Origin of the sequence: Pseudomonas sp. NFPP07, from assembly GCF_900115645.1 — a bacterium.
GTDB classification, from domain to species: Bacteria; Pseudomonadota; Gammaproteobacteria; order Pseudomonadales; family Pseudomonadaceae; genus Aquipseudomonas; species Aquipseudomonas chlororaphis.
In genome coordinates this window covers 24,454-45,782 of sequence record NZ_FOXG01000005.1, presented here as the reverse complement: position 1 = coordinate 45,782, position 21,329 = coordinate 24,454, and the positions used below count along the sequence as shown (strand labels likewise).

Below are 21,329 nucleotides of genomic sequence, written 5' to 3'. Positions count from 1 at the left end.
GATGAATCAGGACAATCTGATCGAAGTCCGCGACCTCGCCGTCGAATTTGGCGTCGGCGAGCACACGCAACGGGTGGTCGAGGGCATCAGCTTCGACATCAAGCGCGGCGAAACCCTGGCCCTGGTGGGCGAAAGCGGTTCCGGCAAGTCGGTGACCGCGCACTCGATCCTGCGCCTCTTGCCCTACCCGCTGGCCCGCCATCCGTCCGGGACCATCCAGTACGCCGGCCAGGATTTGCTGACCCAGAAAGAAAAAACCATCCGGCATATTCGCGGCAACCGCATCGCCATGATCTTCCAGGAGCCGATGACCTCGCTCAACCCGCTGCACAGCATCGAGAAGCAGATCAACGAGGTGCTGGGCCTGCACAAGGGCCTGATCGGCAAGGTCGCCACCCGGCGCACCCTGGAGCTGCTGGAACTGGTGGGCATCCCCGAGCCACACAAGCGCCTCAAGGCCCTGCCCCACGAGCTGTCCGGCGGCCAGCGGCAACGGGTGATGATCGCCATGGCCCTGGCCAACGAACCGGAACTGCTGATCGCCGACGAGCCGACCACCGCCCTCGACGTCACCGTGCAACTGAAAATCCTCGAACTGCTCAAGGAGCTGCAAGCGCGCCTGGGCATGGCCTTGCTGCTGATCAGCCACGACCTCAACCTGGTCCGGCGCATCGCCCACCGCGTCTGCGTGATGCAGCGCGGCTGCATCGTCGAACAGGCGTCCTGCGAAGAACTGTTCCGCGCGCCGCAGCATCCCTACACCCGCGAACTGCTGGCGGCCGAGCCCAGCGGCAAGCCGGCGAGCAATGTGGTCGGCCCGCCGCTGTTGCAGGTCGAGGACCTGAAGGTCTGGTTCCCGATCAAGAAAGGCCTGCTGCGTCACACCGTCGACCATGTGAAGGCGGTGGACGGCATCAACTTCAGCCTGCCCCAGGGCCAGACCCTGGGCATCGTCGGCGAAAGCGGCTCGGGCAAATCCACCCTGGGCCTGGCAATCCTGCGCCTGATCGGCAGCAAGGGCGCCATCCGCTTCGAAGGCCAGCAACTGGACGGCCTGTCGCAGCAGCAGGTGCGGCCGTTGCGCCGGGAGATGCAGGTGGTGTTCCAGGACCCCTTCGGCAGCCTCAGCCCGCGCATGTGCGTGAGCCAGATCGTCGGCGAAGGCCTGCGCATCCACAAGATCGGCAGCGCCGCCGAGCAGGAACAGGCGATCATCGAAGCGCTCAAGGAAGTGGGGCTGGACCCGGAAACCCGGCACCGCTACCCCCACGAGTTCTCCGGCGGCCAGCGCCAGCGCATCGCCATCGCCCGCGCCCTGGTGCTCAAGCCGGCGCTGATCCTGCTGGACGAGCCGACCTCGGCCCTCGACCGCACCGTGCAACGCCAGGTGGTGGAGCTGCTGCGCAAGCTGCAGGCCAAGTACAACCTGACCTACCTGTTCATCAGCCACGACCTGGCGGTGGTCAAGGCCCTGAGCCACCAGTTGATGGTGGTCAAGCATGGCCAGGTGGTGGAGCAAGGCGACGCACAGCACATCTTCGCCGCGCCGCAGCACCCCTACACCCGGCAGTTGCTGGAAGCCGCGTTCCTGGTGCCGAGCGCCGAGTGACCGCCACAGGATAAAAAACCGCCCTTGGGCGGTTTTTTATCGGCTGGACTTTCTCCCCGTCCAGCCCACACAGCCGTTTGACGAAAAAACCTCCATGGATCGGCGGCTACCCCTTTACCTGCGGCCCGAGGCCGGTCTGCTCATGGACTTGTCGGCATCCGCCAGCAAGGTTTCCACATCGACCGGCCGGGCCGGATCGAACTCGATCTGGCCGATGCTGAAACAGATGTCGTAAATGCACTGCTGGGTGGTGGTGCGCTCGTCGAGGATGGCCTGCAGGCGGGCGATGATCGCCAGCTTTTCCATCCGTTCCGAGCCGGTCAGCAGCACCGCGAAACGCTGGAACTCCAGATGCCCGACCACGTCGCTTTCGCGAAAGGCGATGCGCAGGCCATCGGCGAAGGTCTTGAGCGCCGCCTCGCCTTCTTCCGCCCCATAAGCGCGGGCGATACGGTAGATATCGTCAAGATCGAACAGCAGCAAGGTCGCCGGGCAGTTCAGGTCCTTGCAGGCCTGCAGCGCATCGCCGGCCAGCACCGCAAAGCCGTGGGGGTTGGGCAGCAGGGTCAGTTTATCGAGGTTGGCTACCTGCACCGCGGCCAGCTCCTGCTCGGCCCGGCGGTTCTGATCGCGCAACAGTTGCCGGGACGGGTCGTCCGCCTCCGGGGCTGGCACCGGGTTCGGTGCCTGGACAGGCTTGTCTGGGGAAAACATCGCACACTCCATTGGCGGGTATCACCTATAGAGCTTAGTTGCCGGGGCCTGCGACTGCCCCGCAACCAGCCCTCGCTGGGCGCTCCTGGCGTCAACTTCCGACCGCCGGACAGGGTCCGCCCGCCTCGGCCCAGCGCTTGAACTGGCTGACGAACACGTCGTGGGGCACCGGTACCGGCGCGCGATTGCCACCGGGATTCCAGCCCCAGAGCACCAGCTTGTCTTCGCTGACATGCTTGATCAGCGCGGCAAAGTCGCGATCGCCGTTGCTGGCCTTGTCCTTGATCATCTGGCACAGGCGGTCGGCCGGCAGGCCGATCCAGGCCATCTTGTGCGCCGCCGGCGGCAGGCTCCAGTGCGGTGCCCCCGGTGGCGCGTGCGGGCCGTAGCTGTCCGGCGGGTTGCTTGCGCCATGGCAGGCGGCGCACGGCAGCCCCGCCGCGCCCTTGCCGTCCAGGCCACGGACCACGGCCATGGCATGGGGCGTGCCGGCGTCGAACTGCAAGGGCGCATCCCCGGGAATGTGGCAGTTCTGGCAGCGCGGGCTCTGGAATACCTTCTGCACCGTCGCGAATGCCGCCAGCGCCGGTTCATCGGCGGCGAACAGGTCCGAGGCATAACCGCCCAGGCCGATCAGGATCAGCGAGCCGAGGAGCAGGTGGCGTTTCATCTCACACCCCCGCCAGTTGCAGCGGCAGCTCGCGCAGGCGCTGGCCGGTCAGGGCGAACACCGCATTGGCCACCGCCGGCGTCGTGGGCGGCACGCCCGCCTCGCCGATACCGCCGGGCTTCTCGCTGCTGGCGACTATGTGCACCTCGACCGCAGGCATCTCGTTCAGGCGCAACACCTGGAAGTCGTGATAGTTGGACTGCACCACCCGGCCGTCCTTGAAGGAAATGCGGCTGTGCAGGGCCATGCCCAGGCCGAAGGTGATGCCCGACTCCATCTGCGCGACGATGCTTTGCGGGTTCACCGCGATACCGCAATCCACCGCACAGACCACCCGGTGCACGCGAATCCGCTCGGCCTCCTGGGACACCTCGGCCACCTGCGCCACGTAGCTGCCGAAGGACTCATGCACCGCCACGCCCAGGGCATGGCCATTGGGCACGGGCTTGCCCCAGCCGGCCTTCTCCACCGCCAGGTTGAGCACGCCCAGGTGCCGTGGGTGATCCTTGAGCAGGGTGCGGCGGTATTCCACCGGGTCCTTGCCCACCGCGGCGGCCATCTCGTCGATCAACGATTCGACGACGAACGCGGTGTGGGTATGGCCCACGGAACGCATCCATAGCACGGTGATGCCGGTCATCGGCGAATGCAGGTCGACCCTGTGGTTCGGCGTGCCCTTCAGGTAAGGCCCGTCCGCCAGGCCCTCGACCGAGGTGTTGTCGATGCCGTTCTTGACGAAGCTGGCCTCGAACGAGGTGCCGGCCATGATCGACTGCCCCACCAGCACATGCTGCCAGGCCAGCGGCAGGCCCTGGGCGTCCAGGCCGACCTGCGCCTGATGCAGGAACGCCGAACGGAAATAGCCGCCGCGCACGTCGTCCTCCCGCGACCAGACAGTTTTCACCGGGGCGGCGGCAGCCTTGGCCACCTCCACCGCCTCACTGACGAAGTCCGAGGTCGGGTTGGCCCGACGGCCGAAACCGCCACCCAAAAATTGCGTGTGGATCTGCACCTGTTCCGGCTTGAGCCCGGTGATCTTCGACGCGACCATCTGGTCCAGGGTCTGGAACTGGGTGCCGGTCCAGATCTCGCACTTGTCGGCGCCGATGCGCACCGTGCAGTTGAGCGGTTCCATCGGCGCATGGGCCAGGTACGGCACGCTGTATTCGGCCTTGAGCACCTGCGTCGCCTTGGCCATGCTCCCGGCCGCATCGCCGGCCTCGGCGGCCTTGGTCCCGGGGGTCAGCGCCAGTTTGCGAAAGCTCTGCATCAGGCTTTCGCTGCTCATGTTGGCGTTCGGCCCCAGGTCCCATTCGGCCTTGAGCGCATCGCGCCCCTGCTTGGCCGCCCAGTAATGCTCGGCGACCACCGCCACGCCCGTGGGCACCTGGAGCACCTTGATCACCCCGGGCACCGCCAGCGCCGCCTGGGGATCGAACGACTTGAGCGTGCCGCCGAACACCGGCGAACGCAGGACCACGGCGGTCAGCAGGCCATCGAAATACATGTCCATGCCGAACTGCGCGCGGCCGGTGATTTTCTCCGGGGTGTCCAGGCGCGGGGTCGGCTTGCCAATCAGCCGCCAGTCCTTGGCCTCCTTCAAGCGCAACGAGGCCGGCTCCGGCACCGGCAACTGCCCGGCGTCGTTGGCCAGGTCGCCGTAGCTCAGGCGCTGGTCGCCGGCCACCACCCAGCCCTGCTCGGTGCGCAGGGTCGAGGGCGCCACCTGCAGGCGCTTGGCCGCCGCCTCGATCAGCATCTGCCGGGCCGCGGCGCCGGCTTGGCGATAGCGGTCGAACTCCATCCAGGTCGAGGTCGAGCCGCCGGTGATCTGCATCCCGCCGAACGCCGGCAAGCCATACACCGCGGCGGCCGGCGCGTGCTCGACGCGGATCTTCGACCAGTCGGCATCCAGTTCCTCGGCGATCAGCATCGACAGCCCGGTCCAGATGCCCTGGCCCATTTCCGAATGGCCGAGCACCACGGTGACCACCCCGTCCGGAGCGATGCGCAAGAACGCATTGGGCACGAATTCTTCGCTCGCCGCCCGGGCAAAACGATTGGCTCCCGGGATGACGAACGCCACCACCAGCCCGCCGCCGAGCAGCGCGCCACCTTTGAGAAATCCACGACGCGATGCAGTGATCATGCCTTGCCCCTCTTAATGCCGACTCAGCCGATTTCAGCGGCGCGCTTGACCGCCGCGCGGATCCTTGGGTAGGTGCCGCAGCGGCAGATATTGCCGGACAACGCCTGGTCGATATCGCTGTCGGTGGGCGACGGGATCTTCGCCAGCAAGGCCGCGGCCGACATGATCTGCCCCGACTGGCAGTAACCGCACTGCACCACGTCCAGCTCGGCCCAGGCGCGCTGCACCGGGTGCGAGCCGTCTGCCGACAGGCCTTCGATGGTGAGGATCTTCTGCCCGTTGGCCACTGTCGCGGCCGGGGTCACGCAGGAACGCAGCGGCGCGCCGTCGACATGCACGGTACAGGCGCCGCATTGCGCCATGCCGCAGCCGAACTTGGTGCCGGTCAGGTGCGCCACATCGCGCAGCACCCAGAGCAGCGGCATGTCCGCGGGCACCTCGAGCTGCTGGTCCTTGCCATTGATATTGAGTGTCAGCATGCGCAACTCCTCAGGCCGAGGGGGGACAGGATTCACGGGATCCTGGAGCGGTGTCGCTGTGGCCGAAGGCCTACGCGCGCCGCGAGGTTTTCCATACAGCTAAGCGCAGTTTGCCGAACAGGTCGGATTCTGCGACCGCCGGTCATGCACCCGTCGCCCCCGGATGAAGGGCAGTGAGTTGTCGATCTACGGCAACCCCGGACGACTATCGGCTGACTACGCTTGCCCAAGCGTGGATCACCTGCCGAGGAGAACCGTCATGTCGCACATTCATCGCATCACCCCCTGCCTGTGGTTCGACCACCAGGCCGAAGCCGCCGCCCAGTTCTACTGTTCGGTCTTCGAGCACTCGCGCATCACCGCCCTCACCCACTACGGCAAGGCCGGCTTCGAGTTCCACGGCCGCCCCGAAGGCTCGGTGATGACCGTGTCCTTCGAGCTCGACGGGCAGACCTTCACCGGCCTCAACGGCGGTCCGGTGTTCCAGTTCAACGAAGCGGTCTCGCTGCAGGTCAACTGCCAGAACCAGGGCGAAATCGATCATTTCTGGAACGCCCTGTCCTACGGCGGCGCGCCCGAGGCCCAGCAGTGCGGCTGGCTCAAGGACAAGTTCGGGCTGTCCTGGCAGATCGTGCCCTGCGCGCTGAACCACTGGATGACCGACCCCGACACGGCCAAGTCGCAGCGGGTGATGCAGGCCCTGCTGCAGATGAAAAAACTCGATATCGCCGCGCTGGAACGAGCCTTCGCCGGCGAGAGCTAATACACTCGGTGGCCGACGCTTGCCGATGGGATGCCTTTGATGAAGCCGAGCTTGAGCCACAGCCCCGATACCGCCCCGCAGTTCTGGCGCGATGCGGCGCTGCCCTTTATAGAGGCCCGCTCGATCGCCGACGGGCGCAAGGTCTGTTACGCCCGGCATGCCCACGAGCATTTTTCCATCGGCGCCATCACCGCCGGGTACAGCACCTACCTGCACGAGCAGGCGCAATTTCGCATCGGCGCCGGCACCGTGGTGCTGATGAACCCCGGCGAAGTGCACGCCTGCAACCCGATCGACGACCAACCCTGGTCGTATCTCATGCTCTATGTCGACACTTCCTGGCTGACCGACCTGCAGCATCAGCTGGGGTTCAGCCAGGACCTGGGCTTTCGCGCCTTTTCCACGCCCCACAGCGACGACCCCAAACTCTATGCCGGGCTCAACCGCTTGTATGAAGTGCTGGTGGACGAACAGCCCGAGACGCTGCACAAGCACAGCGCCACGGTGGCGTTTTTCAGCGACCTGCAGCAGCGCCTGAACCCGGCAAGCCGGCCGCCACGCGAGCGCAACCAGAAACTGCAACGGGCCGCCGACTACATTCGCCAACACTGCACCCGCTCGCTGAAGCTGGAGGAAATCTGCCAGGCCGCCGAGCTGTCGCCGTCCTACCTGATCCGCGCCTTCAAGCAGCATTACGGCATGACGCCCCACGCGTTCGTGGTCAACCAGCGGGTGCAGTTCGCCCAGTCCCGGTTGCGTGACGGCGAGCCGATCGCCGATGTGGCCCTGGAAGCCGGCTTCGCCGACCAGGCGCACTTCCAGCGCGCCTTCAAGCAGCACCTGGCGGCGACGCCGGGGCAATATCGCGGGTGATTGACAGACCTGACGCCCTCATCGCGAGCAAGCTCGCTCCTACAGAGGACGCGATCTCTGTAGGAGCGAGCTTGCTCGCGATAAAGCCAACGCCGATTCAAGGCAACAACAGATATACCGCGCTCGCCGCCAGCAGCGCCGCCATGCTGCGGTTGAACAGGCGCATGCCCTTGGGGTTGCTCAGGTACTGGCGCAAAAAAGTCCCGGCGTAGGCCCAGCAGGCAATCGACAGGTAGCAGATCACGAAGTACACCAGCGCGAACTGCCACACCAGCAGCGCCTCGCCATTGGCGGCAAAGGCCCCCATGCCGGCGACGCAGGCCAGCCAGGCCTTGGGGTTGAGCCATTGCATGATCGCGCCGTACCAGGCCGACGGCGCCTTGGCCTTGTCGTCGCTGCTCAGCCGGCCGTCGTCCACCGCCAGCTTCCAGGCCATGAACAGCAGGAAGGCCACCCCGAACAACTGGATGCCGCGAGTGAGGAACGGCCATAGCCGCAACAACTCATGCAAACCCAGGCCGATCAACACCAGCAACAGGACAAAGCCCAGGGTCGCGCCACCGACATGCCGCAGGCTGGCGCGAAAGCCGAACTGCGCGCCGGAACTCAGGGCCACGATATTGACCGGGCCGGGGGTAATCGAAGAGGCTAGCGCGAAGGCCGCCATGGAAAACACTACGCTCATCACACACCTTCAAAGGATCAATCGGGGAGTCCGGTGACCAAGGTAGGTGCGCAGGCCGCCCCCTGTATTGAAGAAAAACACCCCTGGCTCACGGACGAATCCCATGCCCGACGCGCTCACCCTCAACGCCCGCCCGCGCTACAGCCTTGGCGCCCCATGCCCGTTCGCGGCCCAGGCTGCGTCGCCCGACGAACCTGCCCGGAGCCTGGAACCATGAGCCAGATCGAACTGCACCCGGCCCAGCGCGACGAACTGGAATGCATCGAAAACCTGATGCAGTTCTTCATGTACGAATTCAGCGAGTGGCTGCCGCTCAAGCTCGGCCGCCACGGTCTGTTCCAGATCCAGCCGAAGACCGAATACTGGCGCCAGCCCGGCACCCGTCCCTGGCTGCTGCGGGTCGACGGCGAGTTGGCGGGCTTTGCCATAGTCGACGACCAGGTGCACTTCGCCGAGACGCAGTACAACCTCGCCTACTTCTTCGTGGTCCGGCGCTTTCGCGGTCGCGGCATCGGCCGACAGGTGGTGACGCGACTGCTGGAACTGCTGCCCGGGCAGTGGCAGATCGTCCACATCGACGACAACCGTCCGGCCCGGGATTTCTGGGCCCGGGTCATTCCCACGCTCGTCGGCGACGCCTACAGCTGTCATCCAATCACGGCAGACGGCTACCCCTGCACCCTGTATAAATTCCACACCCCGACATCGCCCGGGCAATGATCGAGGCCCGAAAAGCCTCGCCCAGCCCCCAGGCACCGGCATGCCCCCCCTGAGCCACGGCAGTCGGCTGATTAACGCAAAATGCCGCTCCAGAGCCCTGCGACCGTTGCTTCGCCGAGCAAAAAAATATCACGCGTGAGTCATTGAGCCATAACAAAATCCCCTGTAATGTTCTCACGCGTGATACGTGCACAACGGAGTCACCCCATGAAAAAGACCCTCCCGGCCAGTCAGCCTGCTGACCTACCGGCTTCCTCAGAGAGTCGACAAGGAGAGCGCTCGAAAGCTTCCAGCAGTAAGGCCTCCAGCAACAGGGCCCCCAGCAAGGCTTCCGCCAAGAAGCCGTCGAGCTTCTACATGAAGCAGATGCGCGCGGGCCTGAGTGCCGCTGGTTATGTGAAACACGAAACCTGGGTACTTCCGGAAAACCGGAGCGTGCTCAAGCACATTGAGAAGAAGCTGCGCCAACCCCTGATCGGCGGCGCACCGGTATTGGAGAATGACATGATCGCAGGTGAAAACTGGACCATCGACCGCCTCTTCGGCGCCTTGCAGGCCCTGGACGAAGTGACCTCGAACGAAATCGGCCTGAGCCTGATTCAAGGCGCCGAGCCAAGCATCAAGCTGGAAATGCACGACTTCGGCGGCCTGCCGATCTACATCGCGGTGGTCGGCGAGCAGATCATCGTCGACACCGTGCTGGTGGACCTGGAGTCGATCAACGACGTCGCCCGCTTCAATGACGCGGTGCTGCGCAGCCGGGAGATGTTCCCCCTCTCCTCGATCGGCATCGAGTCCATGCCCAACGGCCAGACCGTCTACAACATGTTCGGCGCCCTGAGCGCCAGCTCGAACCTGACCAACGTGGTGACCGAGGTCAAGACCCTGGTGGACAACGTCCAACGCGCCACCGAAGCCTTCGAAAGCTTCTTCAACTGATTGCCGAGAATCCGGAGTACACCTACATGACTCAGTCCATCTGGAACAAACTGTTCACCGCCCTGCGCGGCGGCGCCAACGAAGTCGGCGAAAGCATCGCCGACCAGCAGGCCCTGCGCATCCTCGACCAGGAAATCCGCGACGCCGACAACGCCCTGTCCAACGCCAAGCGCGAGCTGGTCACCATCATGGCCAAGCACAAACTGTCTTCGGAGCGAGTCAGCGAATTCACCGCGAAGATCGCCGACCTGGAATCCAAGGCCGTAGCCTCGCTGCAGGCCAACCGCGAAGACCTGGCCCTGGAAGTCGCCGAAGCCATCTCGACCCTGACCACCGGCCTGGAAGCGGAACAAAAGCAAGCCAGCGAATTCGGCGCCTACGCCGAGAAGATGCGCAAGGACATCGGCAAGGCCGAAGCGCGCATCCGCAGCCTGCGCCAGCAAGTGGACATGGCCAAGGCCCGCGAGAGCGTGCAGAAAGCCCAGGTCAGCGCCTCGATCGCCAGCGGCGGCGCCAACGGCAAGCTGGAAACCGCGGTCAACACCCTGAACCGCCTGCAGGCCAAGCAAGACCAGCGCGCGGCGGAAATGGAAGCCCAGGAGCAACTGGCCGATTCGAGCAATGGCAACGACCTGGAACGCCGCCTGCGCGAAGCCAACATCGTGCCGGACCAGGGCAGTGCCAACGCCATCCTCGAGCGCCTGAAAAAGCAGCAGTCCGCCGAGTAAACAGCGCTGTTGCACCACTCAACCTGTAGGAGCGCAGCTTGCTCGCGATGGTCGTTAACGATGTCGCGTACTGCCTGGATGAGCGCGGCGCCCTCCAGTCCATCGCGAGCAAGCTGCGCTCCTACAGTGAATCGCCTGTGTTTTTTCGGCCTCCTGGAGGGCCTCGATGGCCGTTGCAAATGGTTTCAAGACCCTGGCGGGCCTGGCCCTGGTAATGATCGCCGCACAGGTGCTCAACAGCCTGAGCGGCTACAGCCTGAATCTCTTCGGCCTGATCCCGCGCACCCTGCAGGGTTTGCCGGGGATACTCGCCTCGCCCTTTCTCCACGGCTCCTTTACCCACCTGACCGCCAACCTGGTGCCCTTCCTGATCCTCGGCGCCATGGTGATCGCCGAAGGCCAGCGGCGCTTCGTGGTGGTCAGCCTGATCATCATCCTGCTCGGCGGCGCGCTGGTCTGGCTGTTCGGCTTCAGGGGCATCCACGTTGGCGCCAGCGCCTGGGTCTTCGGCCTGTGGGCCTACATCCTCACCCGCGCCTGGTTATTGCGCAGCTGGAGCAGCCTGCTGGCCGCCGCGGTGACGATGTTTCTGTATTCCGGCCTGGTCCTGGGGTTCCTGCCACGGGCCGGGGTGTCCTTCGAAGGGCACATCTTTGGCGCCTTCGCGGGGTTCATCGCAGCAAAAATGCTTTTATCCGGCGCCAAGCCGATGTCTAATGCCGCGCGGCAATGAGCCATGCCTTGCCCGGGCACGGCGCGCTGCATCACGGATAGATCTGCTCATCAGGAAATCAGGGATTCGATGTCGATTTTCATCTTGCTTCGGGTATACGCGGCCACCTTCTTCCAGCGCTTCGGCTGGATGGGCCTGGCCATCGCGCTCGGCGTGCATGCCGCGACCTCCTATCTCGGCCTGGTGGCCCTGGGCGAGCAGCACCTCACCGCGCCCGCGACCTTCATCTATTTCTATTTCACCACCACCCTGACCGTGGGTTATGGCGACCTGTCGCCACAATCCGCCGCTGGCCGAGTGTTCGTCGCCGTGTGGGTGATGCTCGGCGGCATCGCGCTGCTGACCGCGGCCATCGGCAAGACCACCAGCAGCGTTATCGAAGTATGGAGAAAAGGCATGAAAGGCAAAGGCGACTTCACCGGCAAGACCGGGCATACCGTGCTGGTCGGCTGGGAAGGCGCGTCCAGCGAGCGGGTGATCGAACTGCTGCTGCAGGACGAAACCTCCAACGACAACCTGATCGTCATCTGCGACGCCTGCCTCGACGAGAACCCGATGCAGGGCAAGGCCGCCTTCATCAAGGGCGAAAGCCTGTCGTCCGCGGCCCTGCTGTTGCGCGCCGGGGTGCCCGGCGCCGAACGGGTGCTGGTGCGCACCAGCTCCGACGACCTGACCCTGGCCAGCGTGCTGGCGATCAACCAGCTGCGCCCCAGCGGCCATGTGGTCGCCCACTTCAACGACAGCGAAATCGCCACCCTGGCCGCCTCCTACGCCCCCAAGCTGGAGTGCACCTCGAGCATGGCCATCGAAATGCTGGTGCGCTCCTCCCAGGACCCGGGCTCCTCGGTGGTGATCAACGAACTGCTGTGCGTCGGCCAGGGCGCCACCCAATACGTCATGCGCCTGCCCGAGACTTACGAAGGCCGTTTCGCCGAGCTCTACGTACACCTCAAGGAACGCTACAACGCCACCCTGATCGGCTACCGCGCCCGCGGCGCGCAACACCCGCAGATCAACCCGCACAGCGATACGCGGATCCAGGGCGGCGAACTCTTCTACATCGCTTCCACCCGCCTCAAGGACATCGACAATGGGATGGTTTAAACGCTTTCTGGGGCTCCAGGCCCCGGCCACCACAGGCTCGAGTTTCGCCACCGGCCCACTGGGCCTGAGCATGGGCGCGGGCGTCCGCTTCGACGCCAGCCTCAAGCTGCTGCTCGCCGACAACAGCCGCGTGGCGATTCCCGGCGACCAGGCGGTCTACAGCGAAGGCCTGGTGGACCTGGGCCAGTCCGAATGGCTGTCGCGCTACTACCTGGACGACGAGGACTACTGGCTGCAGGTGCACACCAGCGGCGGCATCGACGGCCAGGTCAAATCGATCATCCTGTTCAACTACCTGAGCAACCAGGCCGTCAACAGCGAAGCCGAGCTGCGGCGCCTGGCCGGCCCGAACAGCCTGATCGGCCAGCCCACCTACAGCCTCGACGGCGTCGAGTACCTGCGCGAATGGGGCACCGAAGCCGGACAGACCGAGCTGGTGCCGCTGCGCGAGCAGGTGTCCAAGCCGGACGAGACCTTCGCCTTCGAAAGCCATTCGATGCTCTATGCCCGCGACACCGGCCTGACCAATCGCCGCGAGTTCCTGCTGTTTTCCGTGGAGCAATACGCCGACGGCACCGTCAGCCTGGTGACCTCCCTCGGTATTTCCCTGTACATGACCGACCTGCAAACCCTCTGACAAGGACCAGAACCCATGCTTGAAGCCCTTTCCATCTCCCTGAACAAATTCGCCGTGGTCGGTTTCCTGACCTACATCCTCGGCGCGGCCGTGCTGTTCGCCCTGTTCCAGTTCGTCTACACCCGCCTGACGCCGCACAAGGAATTCCAGCTGATCCGCGAGGGCAACGTCTCCGCCGCCATCGCCCTGGGCGGCGCCATCATCGGTTTCGCCATCCCGGCGAGCAATGTCATCGCCTACTCCATCAGCCTGCTGGACTTCGCCGTCTGGGCGCTGATCGCCGCCGTGGTGCAACTGCTGGCGTTCCTGATGACCAGCCTGGTGCTCAAGGGCACTTCGCAGCGCATCCGCAACGGTGAAATCGCCGCCGGCATCTATGTCGCCGCCGTGGCCATCAGCGTCGGCCTGCTCAACGCCGCCTGCATGACCCCTTCGCAGAACTGATCGACCGCACGGAGCCCTCGATGAAACGAAGCCAATACGTTCAGCTCTCCCTGGCCGCCTCGGTGGCGCTGGCGATCTCGGGCTGCAACTCGGAGCCGGAGACCCTCGCGGTCCAGCAGAAATTCAACTTCCAGTCGGTGCAGGAATGCGTGGACGGCAAGATCGCCGTGGACGTCTGCTCCGATGCCTATATCAAGGCCATGGCGGAGCACCGCGCTCAGGCGCCGGTCTACGACAACCAGGCCGACTGCGATGCCGACTTCGTCGAAAACTGGTGCCAGGTGGACTCCAGCGGCAAGTTCGTGCCCAAGCTCGGCGGCTTTGAAATCAACGCCCAGGGCGCCTTCACCCGCGAACAGCTGGCGGCAGCCGGGGTCAGCCCCGAGGCTGGCCGCAGCTCGTCGTTCAGCAGCAATGACAGCGGCCTGCTCACCGGCCTGCTGATCGGCAACCTGCTCAGCGGCGGTAGCCGCAACTATTACTCCGAGCCGGTCTACCGCTATCGCGACGACCGCGGCAGCTACGCCAACTCGACGCTCAACCAGCGCATCGCCAGCGGCTCGACCTTCTCCAAGTCACGCCAGGCGCAGTCGGGCAGCGGCTTCCGGACCAACACCCGGCCGATGTCCGTGTCCTCCTCCACCTCCCGCGGCGGCTTCGGCAGCCAGGCCAGCGCCCGCAGCGGCTGGGGCGGCTCCAGCTCCTCGAGCTGGAGTTCGGGACGCTCGAGCAGCTAAGGAAGCGCGCCATGAAGAAGATCCCCTGCAACGAACGCCCGGACTGGCGACAGACCGCGGAAAAACTCGGTTTCCTGTTCCACACCATCGACGGCGAAGCCTACTGGGACGAAAGCGCCTACTACCAGTTCAGCCTCAAGCAGATCGAGGACGACCTGGAAGACCCGACCACCGAGATCCATGAGATGTGCATGGACCTGGTGGACCGGGTGGTGCGCAGCGAGGCCCTGCTCGATCGCCTGAGCATCCCGCCGGCCTTCTACGACATGATCCGCACTTCATGGCTCGAGGGTCACCCGCACCTCTATGGCCGCCTGGACTTTTCCTATAACGGCCAGGGCCCGGCCAAGCTGCTGGAACTCAACTACGACACGCCCACCAGCCTCTATGAAACCGCGGCGTTCCAATGGGGCTGGCTGGAGCAGAACATCGAGCGCGGCCTGCTGCCGCGGCATGCCGACCAGTTCAACAGCATCGACACCCGGCTGCACCAGGCTTTCGCCCAGCTGGGGATCAAGCGTCCATTCTATTTCGCCTCGATGAAGGATTCGGTGGAGGACCGCGCCACCACCGACTACCTGCGCCTGATCGCGGAAAAGGCCGGCATCGAGTCGCGGCACATCGATGTGGAAGACATCGGCCTCACCGCCGAAGGCCGCTTCGTCGACCTGCAGGACCGCTGGATCCCGCACCTGTTCAAGCTGCACGCCTGGGAGTTCATCTTCCACGAGCCCTTCGGCGCGGCGATCGCCGCCAGCGACACGCAGTTCTTCGAGCCGGCGTGGAAATCCATCCTCTCCAACAAGGGCATCCTGCCGCTGCTCTGGGAAGCCCACCCGGGCCACCCGAACCTGCTGGAAACCCACCTGGACCCGCACCCGCAACACGAGGTGCCCAAGGGCTGGGTGCGCAAGCCGTTCTTTTCCCGCGAAGGCGCCAACATCGAGTTGCGCACCCCGCAGGACGAGGTGGTCAAGGAAGACGGTCCCTACACCGACGCGCCCTACATCCTGCAGTCCTTCGCCCCGCTGCCGCGCTTTGGCGACAGCTACACCCTGATCGGCTCCTGGGTCATCGGCGACCAGGCCGCCGGTATCGGCGTGCGTGAAGACGACAGCCTGATCACCAAGGACTCCAGCCGCTTCCTGCCGCACCTGATCCTCGACTGATATATCCGCCGGGGCGCGCAATGCGCCTCGGCCTGTTTCTCAACGGCTACAGCACAATAACTATCTCCAGCATTGTTATGGCCGTCATTCAGAACTGCCTTATATAACTTGCCCATCATTTATCTGAGTTCCGCTACAGACCTTACTTAAAGCTGAACGAACATATGATTCGTGGCAATTTAATCTTGACTTGACAGGTGGCCCTGAGTAAATTGCGCGGGCCGGCCAAACCGGCCTTTTTTCAACTCACAAAAGAAGCCAATGGACACAGTATCTAGACGCTGTCTGGTCGATGCGCTTGCGCAAGGCTGGGCACTTAACCCAGAACATGACGGGACTCGACTTTTCGGTCGGGTGAGCTGCGCTAGAGCTTGACGCTCCTTCGTAACTTGCCTTCACCGGAGCCAGTCCGGTCGCGAGGCAACTGTTATGAACTTCAAATCCACTGTAATGCCCGGCGTACGTGCCTTTGCATCGACCATGCGGGTCAAGCCCTGCGCTGAGCGCGCGGCCGTTTCCCGGGTCGGCACCCTGTATTCCACCCCCTCCTCGCAAACCCGGCCGCGGGCCAACTGGCGCGTCTGCCCGGTCACCTGCCGGCTCCAGCAACGCTGGAGTTTCGACGACAGCCAGGACCCTCAGAGTCGGAGCCTGGCCGGCCTCCTCATGCAGGCCGGCCTGCTGCTGAGCCTGTCCCGGGACTCGCACTTCTAGTTTAATCGAAGGCACTTTCAAGTCCTTCCTGAACGTTTTCCTTAATAAGGAATTCGGCAACTTCCTATTGCCTGCTTACAACTAAAAGTTGGTGGTCATTGTTATGGACGAAGCCAGTAGTAGGTTCGTCGCCTGTTCATATTCATTGAATAGGCGGCGAACGTTAAAACCAATAAAACGCAACTACCTGAATCGATCGCTTACTTGCGGCTCGACATACGTTCGCTCGTCTTTGAATAGGTGAGTGGTCTGTGTGTCGTGCCGCAAGCCTGCGGCAGGAGCACACGTAATGACTACGGTAAAAACCCGCACCGCCTCCTCGCAAAACCCCACCCGCGACGACACCCGGCTGTCGATGCGCGCCGCCCGCGAAGCGCAGAACAGCCTTGGCGTGACCCTGGACAACGTCAAGTCGAACGCCAACGGCCTGACCGAACTCGACGCCGAAGGCCGCCTGCAGCGCGACGGCTTCAACGAAGTGGCCCACGACCGGCCGCCGCATGCCCTGGTGCAGTTGCTGCAAGCCTTCAACAACCCGTTCATCTATGTGCTGATGACGCTGACCGCCATCAGCTTCTTCACCGACTTCTGGCTGCCCCTGCAAGCCGGCGAGGAAACCGACCTGACCGGGGTGATCATCGTCCTGGTCATGGTCCTGGTCAGCGGCCTGATGCGTTTCTGGCAGGAGTACCGCTCGGCCAAGGCCGCCGAGGCGCTCAAGGCCATGGTGCGGACCACCGCCACCGTGCTGCGGCGCGAGCAGATGGGCATGAAAGCCGCGCTGCGCGAAGTGCCGATGCGCGACCTGGTGGTCGGCGACATCGTGCAACTGTCGGCCGGCGACATGATTCCCGCCGATATCCGCCTGATCGAATCCCGCGACCTGTTCATCAGCCAGGCGGTGCTGACCGGCGAGGCGCTGCCGGTGGAGAAGTACGACACCCTGGGCGCAGTGCAGGAGAAATCCGCCCATCGCACGGCAGCCGACCAACAGGACCTGCTCGACCTGCCGAACATCTGCTTCATGGGCACCAACGTGGTCAGCGGCACCGCCACCGCGGTGGTGGTGGCCACCGGATCGCGCACCTACTTCGGTTCCCTGGCGCGCTCCATCGTCGGCTCGCGGACCCAGACCGCCTTCGACCGCGGGGTGAACAGCGTCAGCTGGCTGCTGATCCGCTTCATGCTGGTGATGGTGCCGGTGGTGCTGCTGATCAACGGTTTCACCAAGGGTGACTGGGCCGAAGCCTTCATGTTCGCCCTGGCGGTGGCCGTCGGCCTGACCCCGGAAATGCTGCCGATGATCGTCAGCGCCAACCTGGCCAAGGGCGCCGCGGCCATGGCCAAGCGCAAGGTGGTGGTCAAGCGCCTCAACGCGATCCAGAACTTCGGCGCCATGGACGTGCTGTGCACCGACAAGACCGGCACCCTGACCCAGGACCGGATCATCCTCGAGCACCACGTCGATATCAGCGGCAGCCGCTGCGACCAGGTGCTGCAACTGGCCTGGCTCAACAGCTACCACCAGAGCGGCATGAAGAACCTGATGGACCGCGCGGTGGTGAGCTACGCCGAAAACAACCCGAAGTTCAGCGCGCCCGATGCCTGGAGCAAGGTCGATGAACTGCCGTTCGATTTCGTCCGCCGGCGCCTCTCGGTGATCCTCGCCGACGCCAGCGGCCATCACCTGCTGGTGTGCAAGGGCGCGGTCGAGGAAATGCTCGACACCGCCACCCGGGTGCGCCAGGACGGCGTCACCGTGGCCCTCGACGCCGGGCGCCGGGCGGCGCTGCTGGAGCTGGCCGAGGAATACAACCGCGATGGTTTCCGCGTGCTGCTGGTCGGCACCCGCGACCTGGCGCCGGGGCAGACCCGCCAGCAATACAGCGCCAGCGACGAGCGCGAGCTGATCATCGAAGGCTTCCTGACCTTCCTCGATCCGCCCAAGGAAACCGCCGGCCCGGCCATCGCCGCGCTGCGCGAAAACGGCGTGACGGTGAAGGTGTTGACCGGCGACAACCCGATCGTCACCGCGAAGATCTGCCGCGAGGTCGGCCTGGAAGTCGGCCAGCCGCTGCTCGGGCGGGATATCGAGCACATGGACGACGCGGTGCTCGCGCGCCTGGTGGAAGAACGCACGGTATTCGCCAAGCTCACCCCGCTGCAGAAATCCCGGGTGCTCAAGGCCCTGCAGGCCAACGGGCATACCGTGGGCTTCCTCGGCGACGGCATCAACGACGCCCCGGCGCTGCGCGACGCCGACGTCGGTATCTCGGTGGACAGCGGCACCGACATCGCCAAGGAATCGGCGGACATCATCCTCCTGGAAAAGAGCCTGATGGTCCTCGAAGAAGGCGTGATCAAGGGCCGCGAGACCTTCGGCAACATCATGAAGTACCTGAACATGACCGCCAGCTCCAACTTCGGCAACGTGTTCTCGGTGCTGGTGGCCAGTGCGTTCATTCCGTTCCTGCCGATGCTGGCGATCCACCTGCTGCTGCAGAACCTGATGTACGACATCTCCCAGCTGTCGCTGCCGTGGGACAAGATGGACAAGGAGTTCCTGCGCAAGCCGCGCAAGTGGGACGCCAAGAACATCGGGCGCTTCATGCTGTGGATCGGGCCGACCTCATCGATCTTCGACATCACCACCTTCGCCCTGATGTGGTTCGTGTTCGCCGCCAACAGCGTGGAAATGGCCGCCCTGTTCCAGTCCGGCTGGTTCATCGAAGGCCTGCTCTCGCAGACCCTGGTGGTGCACATGCTGCGCACCCAGAAGATCCCGTTCATCCAGAGCACCGCGGCGCTGCCGGTGATGCTGATGACCGGCCTGGTGATGGCCCTGGGCATCTACGTGCCGTTCTCGCCGCTGGGTGCAATGGTCGGCCTGGTACCGCTGCCGTGGGAATACTTCCCTTGGCTGGTCGGCACCCTGCTGTGCTACTGCGTCGTCGCCCAGACCATGAAGACCCTCTACATCCGTCGCTTCAAGCAATGGTTCTGAGGGCCTGACGGTCCGCTTTGCTGCCATCGCGAGCAAGCTCGCTCCTACAGCCCCCCCCCTTGTAGGAGCGAGCTTGCTCGCGATAGCCGCAAAGCGGCGCTACCCCAGGCACCGCCCATCCAGGTATCGCAAACACCGGGCCCCGCCCAAGTGGAGCACCCAGCATGAAACCGATCATCGAGCTGCTGTCATCGGCCGAACGCGCCTTGCGCGCGCTGCTGGTAATCGTCCTGGAACGGATCGCCACCCTGCTGACCAAGGCCAGTGTGCGGCTATATGCCCGGGGCCTGCTGAGCGGGGTCGAGATCCGCCTGCTGCTGGGCCTTGCCAGCGCTCTTCATCGCCGCTGCATCCGCCTGCTGCGATCCGCCAAGCCATGAAACACACAAGGGAGAGTCCTCATGTCGGGAACTACTCTGCTGATCAACCTCGCTGGCTCCATCGCCCTGCTGCTGTGGGGCACCCAGATGATTTCCTCGGCGCTGCTGCGCGGCTTCGGCACCCAGCTGCGCCAGTGGCTGGGGCAGCACCTGAACAACCGCTGGATGGCCCTGCTGTCCGGCATCGCCATCACCGGGGTCCTGCAAAGCAGCACCGCGGTGAGCCTGATGGCCAGCTCCTTTACCGCCACCGGCACCCTGGGCCTGGCCCCCGCGCTGGCGGTGATGCTCGGGGCCAATATCGGCTCGACCCTGGTGGTGCAACTGCTCAGCGTCGATATCTCGATCCTCACGCCGCTGGTGCTGCTGGCGGGCTTTATCGTGTTCCGCCTGCGCGACGACTCGCGTTTTGAAAGCCTCGGCTGCGCGCTGATCGGCCTGGGGCTGATGCTGCTGGCCCTGCGCATGCTCGGCGGCACCCTGGGCGAAGTGGAAGGCACGCCGGTGTTCGCCGCACTGATGCGCGGCCTCGACGGCGACCTGCTGATCGCCCTGCTGGCGGCGGCGCTGCTGACTTGGCTGTGCCATTCCAGCGTCGCCGTGGTGCTGCTGGTGGCGTCCCTGGCCGCCACCGGGCTGCTGTCGTCGGTGACCGCCATGGCCCTGGTACTGGGGATCAATATCGGCGGCGCCCTGCCGTCGCTGTTCAACGCCGATTCCAGCGTCGCCCGGCGCCTGCCCCTGGGCAATCTGCTGGTGCGCCTGTGCGGTGTCGCGGTGCTGCTGCCGTGCCTGCCCTGGATCGCCCGGAGCGCACCGGTCGCCGCCCTCGATGCCAGTCTGCAGGTGGTCTACCTGCACAGCCTGTTCAACCTGGTGCTGGCCCTGTTGTTCATCGGCCTGACCGGGCCCATGGCAACCTTGCTCAACCGCCTGCTGCCGGAGCCGCCGCGCGACGTCGACCCGGGCATGCCGCACTACCTGGACGAAGCCGGCCTGGCGGTGGCCAATATCGGCTTGTCCAACGCCGCCCGCGAGGCCCTGCGCCTGGCCGACATGCTGTCGCTGATGCTCGACCGGGTGCTGCGCCTGTTCCAGGCCTCGACCCCGGCCGGCGCCGATGAGGTGCGGCGCATCGACCAGTCGCTGGACCTGCTCAGCGCCGCGATCCGCGCCTACCTGGCGGATATCGGCCAGGACGGCATCAGCGACCAGGACGCCGACCGCGCCCAGGAAATCCTGCTGTTCGTGATCAACCTGGAACACGCCGGCGACATCCTCTCCAGCAGCCTGACCCAACTGGCGGCGCGCCGGCTGCGGCGCGGCGAGCAGTTCTCGGTGTTCGAGCTGGACTGCATCGAGCCCTTGCACCAGGCCGTGGTCGACAGCCTGAGCCTGGCGATCACCGTGTTCCTGCGCGAAGACCTGGCCAACGCCCACCAACTGGTGAACCGCAAGGAACTGGTCAGGCGGCTGGAAGCCGACGCCAGCCGCGAGCACTTTCGCAGCCTGCGCGAGGACCGCACGGCCTGGGCCGAGTCCGGCGACATTTTCCAGCGGGTGTTGCGCGATTACCGGCGCGTGCACCACCACATCGCGGCCCTGGCCTATCCGGCGCTGGAGCGGGCCGGCGAGCGCGACCTGGATAACGCCGAGCTGGGTGAAATGCTGCTGGACAACCCGTTGAGCATCCAGCCGACGGCGCAGGAGACCGCACGATGCGTGTCCTGATCTGCGCGGGGCGCCACTGCGCCGACGTCCAGCTGTGCCGGCGGGTACTCGACGCCTTTCAGCGCCTGCATGAAGTGCAGGTGCTGATCCACGGCGGCAGCCAGTTCCTCGGCGCACAAATAGAGGACTGGGGCCGGGAAATCGGCGCCGACATCGTGCGTTACCCGGCCAACTGGCAGCTGCACGGCAAGCTCGCCGAACGCCTGCGCAACGCCTTCATGTTGCGCGACAGCCGGCCGGACATGGTGATCGCCCTGCCCGGCGGCGACGACACCGAAGAGCTGGTGGCCCTGGCCAGGGCCGCCGGCATCCAGACCCTGTCAGTGAGCGACTGGCAATGACCCTTT

Annotated in this window: 22 protein-coding genes; 17 read left to right on the top strand and 5 right to left on the bottom strand. The window is 64.9% G+C overall.

Features of this window, described 5'->3' with window-relative positions; genetic code table 11:
* Window position 1 precedes the first annotated feature (1 nt).
* Window positions 2-1,609, top strand: coding sequence for an ABC transporter ATP-binding protein (locus BM019_RS13945; protein WP_092418614.1), 1,608 nt, complete (start codon window positions 2-4; stop codon window positions 1,607-1,609).
* A 114-nt stretch (window positions 1,610-1,723) separates the two neighbouring features.
* Here the strand turns inward: BM019_RS13945 and BM019_RS13940 are convergent, their stop codons facing one another.
* From BM019_RS13940 to BM019_RS13925, 4 genes are all read right to left on the bottom strand, one after another.
* Entirely contained in the window at window positions 1,724-2,323 is a 600-nt protein-coding gene (locus BM019_RS13940) for a GGDEF domain-containing protein (RefSeq protein ID WP_092418613.1), read from the bottom strand.
* A gap of 91 nt (window positions 2,324-2,414) precedes the next feature.
* Entirely contained in the window at window positions 2,415-2,993 is a 579-nt protein-coding gene (locus tag BM019_RS13935) for a hypothetical protein (protein ID WP_092418612.1), read from the bottom strand.
* Window position 2,994: 1 nt separating this feature from the next.
* Window positions 2,995-5,142, bottom strand: coding sequence for a xanthine dehydrogenase family protein molybdopterin-binding subunit (locus tag BM019_RS13930; RefSeq protein ID WP_092418611.1), 2,148 nt, complete (start codon window positions 5,140-5,142; stop codon window positions 2,995-2,997).
* Between the two features lie 23 nt (window positions 5,143-5,165).
* Entirely contained in the window at window positions 5,166-5,621 is a 456-nt protein-coding gene (locus BM019_RS13925; protein WP_009043583.1) for a (2Fe-2S)-binding protein, read from the bottom strand.
* A 259-nt stretch (window positions 5,622-5,880) separates the two neighbouring features.
* Between BM019_RS13925 and BM019_RS13920 the strand changes: the two genes are divergently transcribed.
* Window positions 5,881-6,384 (top strand): VOC family protein, encoded by a 504-nt coding sequence (locus BM019_RS13920; protein ID WP_009043582.1) that lies wholly within the window; start codon window positions 5,881-5,883, stop codon window positions 6,382-6,384.
* A 39-nt stretch (window positions 6,385-6,423) separates the two neighbouring features.
* On the top strand, window positions 6,424-7,257 hold the full coding sequence (locus tag BM019_RS13915; protein WP_092418610.1) for an AraC family transcriptional regulator: 834 nt from the start codon (window positions 6,424-6,426) through the stop codon (window positions 7,255-7,257).
* A gap of 97 nt (window positions 7,258-7,354) precedes the next feature.
* Here the strand turns inward: BM019_RS13915 and BM019_RS13910 are convergent, their stop codons facing one another.
* Window positions 7,355-7,942 (bottom strand): LysE family translocator, encoded by a 588-nt coding sequence (locus tag BM019_RS13910; RefSeq protein ID WP_085531108.1) that lies wholly within the window; start codon window positions 7,940-7,942, stop codon window positions 7,355-7,357.
* A 213-nt stretch (window positions 7,943-8,155) separates the two neighbouring features.
* Here BM019_RS13910 and BM019_RS13905 point away from each other — a divergent pair, with 213 nt between their 5' ends.
* The 14 genes from BM019_RS13905 (at window position 8,156) to BM019_RS13840 (ending at window position 21,323) form a co-directional block, all read left to right on the top strand.
* Entirely contained in the window at window positions 8,156-8,662 is a 507-nt protein-coding gene (locus BM019_RS13905; protein WP_092418609.1) for a GNAT family N-acetyltransferase, read from the top strand.
* 207 nt (window positions 8,663-8,869) lie between these two features.
* Window positions 8,870-9,601, top strand: a complete 732-nt coding sequence (locus BM019_RS13900) for a YjfI family protein (protein ID WP_225970776.1) — start codon at window positions 8,870-8,872, stop codon at window positions 9,599-9,601.
* 26 nt (window positions 9,602-9,627) lie between these two features.
* Window positions 9,628-10,329: a PspA/IM30 family protein gene (locus tag BM019_RS13895; protein WP_009043577.1), complete on the top strand. Its 702-nt coding sequence runs from the start codon at window positions 9,628-9,630 to the stop codon at window positions 10,327-10,329.
* 166 nt (window positions 10,330-10,495) lie between these two features.
* Window positions 10,496-11,062: a rhomboid family intramembrane serine protease gene (locus tag BM019_RS13890; RefSeq protein WP_092418608.1), complete on the top strand. Its 567-nt coding sequence runs from the start codon at window positions 10,496-10,498 to the stop codon at window positions 11,060-11,062.
* 69 nt (window positions 11,063-11,131) lie between these two features.
* Window positions 11,132-12,166, top strand: coding sequence for a potassium channel family protein (locus BM019_RS13885; protein ID WP_092418607.1), 1,035 nt, complete (start codon window positions 11,132-11,134; stop codon window positions 12,164-12,166).
* Window positions 12,153-12,803, top strand: coding sequence for a DUF2491 family protein (locus tag BM019_RS13880; RefSeq protein ID WP_092418606.1), 651 nt, complete (start codon window positions 12,153-12,155; stop codon window positions 12,801-12,803). Before BM019_RS13885 ends, BM019_RS13880 begins: the two co-directional genes overlap by 14 nt.
* 15 nt (window positions 12,804-12,818) lie before the next feature.
* The gene (locus BM019_RS13875; protein WP_009043573.1) at window positions 12,819-13,247 is read left to right on the top strand and encodes a DUF350 domain-containing protein; all 429 of its coding nucleotides are present in this window, start codon (window positions 12,819-12,821) and stop codon (window positions 13,245-13,247) included.
* 20 nt (window positions 13,248-13,267) lie between these two features.
* Complete coding sequence (locus BM019_RS13870; protein WP_092418605.1) at window positions 13,268-13,984, top strand: DUF1190 domain-containing protein; 717 nt, start codon at window positions 13,268-13,270, stop codon at window positions 13,982-13,984.
* A gap of 11 nt (window positions 13,985-13,995) precedes the next feature.
* Window positions 13,996-15,153, top strand: a complete 1,158-nt coding sequence (locus tag BM019_RS13865) for a glutathionylspermidine synthase family protein (RefSeq protein ID WP_092418604.1) — start codon at window positions 13,996-13,998, stop codon at window positions 15,151-15,153.
* Between the two features lie 429 nt (window positions 15,154-15,582).
* Window positions 15,583-15,867: a hypothetical protein gene (locus BM019_RS13860; protein WP_007920982.1), complete on the top strand. Its 285-nt coding sequence runs from the start codon at window positions 15,583-15,585 to the stop codon at window positions 15,865-15,867.
* A 289-nt stretch (window positions 15,868-16,156) separates the two neighbouring features.
* Window positions 16,157-18,871, top strand: a complete 2,715-nt coding sequence (gene mgtA, locus BM019_RS13855; RefSeq protein WP_092418603.1) for a magnesium-translocating P-type ATPase — start codon at window positions 16,157-16,159, stop codon at window positions 18,869-18,871.
* A 164-nt stretch (window positions 18,872-19,035) separates the two neighbouring features.
* A complete protein-coding gene (locus BM019_RS13850) occupies window positions 19,036-19,251 on the top strand; it encodes a hypothetical protein (protein WP_009043569.1) in 216 nt (71 codons plus the stop codon).
* Between the two features lie 21 nt (window positions 19,252-19,272).
* A complete protein-coding gene (locus tag BM019_RS13845; protein ID WP_092418602.1) occupies window positions 19,273-20,982 on the top strand; it encodes a Na/Pi cotransporter family protein in 1,710 nt (569 codons plus the stop codon).
* Window positions 20,970-21,323, top strand: coding sequence for a DUF2493 domain-containing protein (locus BM019_RS13840; RefSeq protein WP_009043567.1), 354 nt, complete (start codon window positions 20,970-20,972; stop codon window positions 21,321-21,323). The genes BM019_RS13845 and BM019_RS13840 overlap by 13 nt, the downstream gene beginning before the upstream one ends.
* Window positions 21,324-21,329: the final 6 nt, after the last annotated feature.